Annotated in this window: 2 protein-coding genes and 2 pseudogenes; 2 read left to right on the forward strand and 2 right to left on the reverse strand. The window is 38.2% G+C overall.

What is annotated here, in order from left to right; genetic code table 11:
- Window positions 1–253 (forward strand): annotated as a pseudogene (locus AP75_RS13825) (IS4 family transposase); the annotation flags it as partial.
- A 59-nt stretch (window positions 254–312) separates the two neighbouring features.
- On the opposite strand, the gene AP75_RS14155 reads toward AP75_RS13825, so the two are convergent.
- Window positions 313–738: a DUF6943 family protein gene (locus tag AP75_RS14155; protein ID WP_143755938.1), complete on the reverse strand. Its 426-nt coding sequence runs from the start codon at window positions 736–738 to the stop codon at window positions 313–315.
- 419 nt (window positions 739–1,157) lie between these two features.
- On the opposite strand from AP75_RS14155, the gene AP75_RS14800 reads away from it, so the two are divergent.
- Window positions 1,158–1,289 carry a hypothetical protein gene (locus tag AP75_RS14800; RefSeq protein WP_262488073.1) on the forward strand — a complete coding sequence of 44 codons (132 nt, stop codon included), beginning with the start codon at window positions 1,158–1,160 and terminating at the stop codon, window positions 1,287–1,289.
- Between the two features lie 240 nt (window positions 1,290–1,529).
- On the opposite strand, the pseudogene AP75_RS14435 reads toward AP75_RS14800, so the two are convergent.
- A pseudogene (locus AP75_RS14435) lies at window positions 1,530–2,083 on the reverse strand (IS5/IS1182 family transposase); the annotation flags it as partial.

Raw genomic sequence — 2,083 nt, forward strand, 5'->3', positions numbered from 1 at the left:
TATTGAAGTTTTCTTCAGATTCCTAAAGCAGGAACTCAATCTGAGCCATTTGGTCTCGCTCAACAAAAACGGCATCGAAGTGATGGTATACATGACGATGATTGCCTCAATGCTTTTGCTGATTTACAAAAAAGCCAACGCTTTAGGCTACAAAACCGCAAAAAGGCGCATTGCCATGGAACTTCGCGATATGATTACCGAAATACTTATCATTTTTGCAGGCGGAGACCCCGGAAAGGTATTCAAAACTTAGTCATAAAAAATGGCCGGAATTTCTTCCGACCATGACTACAACTAGCGGATCTTCTTTTTTTATATTGTTAAATAATAACGGCGGACTAAACTATGGCGCAATTCTTTGAGTGCTGCAGCCTGCTGTTCAATTTTCTGCTCCAATTCATAGGTTGTTTTGATTTTCAGGATCATTTCTGGACTTCTGCAGGACTTTTCAAAGGCAGGTTGGATGAAGTTCCGCATCAGCGTTTTCAGGTCGCAAAGGCGAAGCATTTCAATGACCGATCCGCAAAGATGTGGATGAAAAAAGCCGTTTTTCCAGAGGGCGTAAAAGGTCCAGTAAGCGGTTTCCATTTCTTCGGGACTACTGCAATAGAGAATAAAGCAGTTTGGGCAAGGTTGGCGAAGGGGTTTTCCTGCGTTGCGTCCTCTGTTCAGAATGTAGATTGCCTGTTCAGGCGTTTCGCGGTGCACGGCGTACGTGCGTACTTTGTTTGTAAGCATAATTTTGGTTTAAAAAATTTTGCTCCGCTGAAAATTTTTCAAAAGAAAAAAAAGAAAAAAAGAAAGTGCTCTACCCGTGTGGAAGGAAAATGCGATGCAATATTTTTTTGCAAAAAGTATTGCCGTATCGTTTTTCACGGAAATAGTTTTTGCAAAAAACCGTTTACGGCTTGATATTGTCAGCGCATTTTCCTGACAACAGACCTTTACTTTCTTTTTTTTTATTTTTTCTTGTGCCCGAATTACCTCAAGAAATAATAGTATTGAAAATCAAATAGTTAGAATTAATTTAACATTTTATTAACTATTGTTAAAATTTTGTTAATTTTTGGTATAGATTTAGCATAAATTAAAATGTCAAAACTTGCTGAACAACGACATTAAAAGTAGTAAGCGATAACAATTAAAAACTATGAGTGATGGCAAAAACATCTGGATCCAATCCAAACTGGCCGAGTAAAACTGGCAATCCATCAGGCGGAAACAGAGGGAACAACCCTCCAAGAACCACAAGTAGCGGTAGCAAACCTTCGTGTTCACCGAAAAAATAAATTCGATAGAATTAATTTTGAAGTCCAACAATATAAGTTGGGCTTTTATTTTTTTACAATACTATGTGAATAAGAAGAAAATTTGTCGGAAATGGGCAGAAAGGGAAAAGACAGCGGTATGACGACAGGAATACTTGCACTGGCGGCATACTGCTGTGCGTGGTGATGGAAGTGTATAGACGGCAGAGAAAAACGGTTTTTTAGAATCCGAAAAGTGAATGCCGGCTATATAGTCGTTCCTTAACAAAACCCACTATTTAATTTATATTTAAAAACAGGATTAGAAAACAGCATAATTTGTATCTTATAAAATAAGAAAATAATTTTCTGTTTCAGTAGTTCCATCATTTTCTTCATGTTCCAAGCGGTTGCAGCTAGTAATGCATTGATTTGTGGTCCCGTTTCTCCCATGAAGTAATTTTTTGCCAGCCTAAAATCGGTTTTTAAATGTCCGATGATAGGTTCTATTGCCGCTCTGGTTCTAAATTTTTTGCGCTTTGTCTGCTTTTGATAAGCAGTGTCTTTTTTTCTTGGAGTGCTTGGGATGGAGATTTTCACGCCCTTTATTTCTGATTTTCCTCTGCCACCTCTATCGTAAAGGAGTTCTTTTGGGAGCTTTTGACCACCGGTTTCCATCTGTTCCAAAAGTGGTTCTATGGTGTGACCATCGTATGGAGTTTGCAAAAATGCTTTAATCCCGAGAATGATTTTCTTTCCTTTATTGGCAGTGGTGATCAAACCTACTTTATTGCCAAATTCATACTGTTTATGGGCTTTTCCTTTGGCAATACATC

It is taken from the genome of Kaistella haifensis DSM 19056 (assembly GCF_000735695.2).
In the GTDB taxonomy this organism is placed as follows: domain Bacteria; phylum Bacteroidota; class Bacteroidia; order Flavobacteriales; family Weeksellaceae; genus Kaistella; species Kaistella haifensis.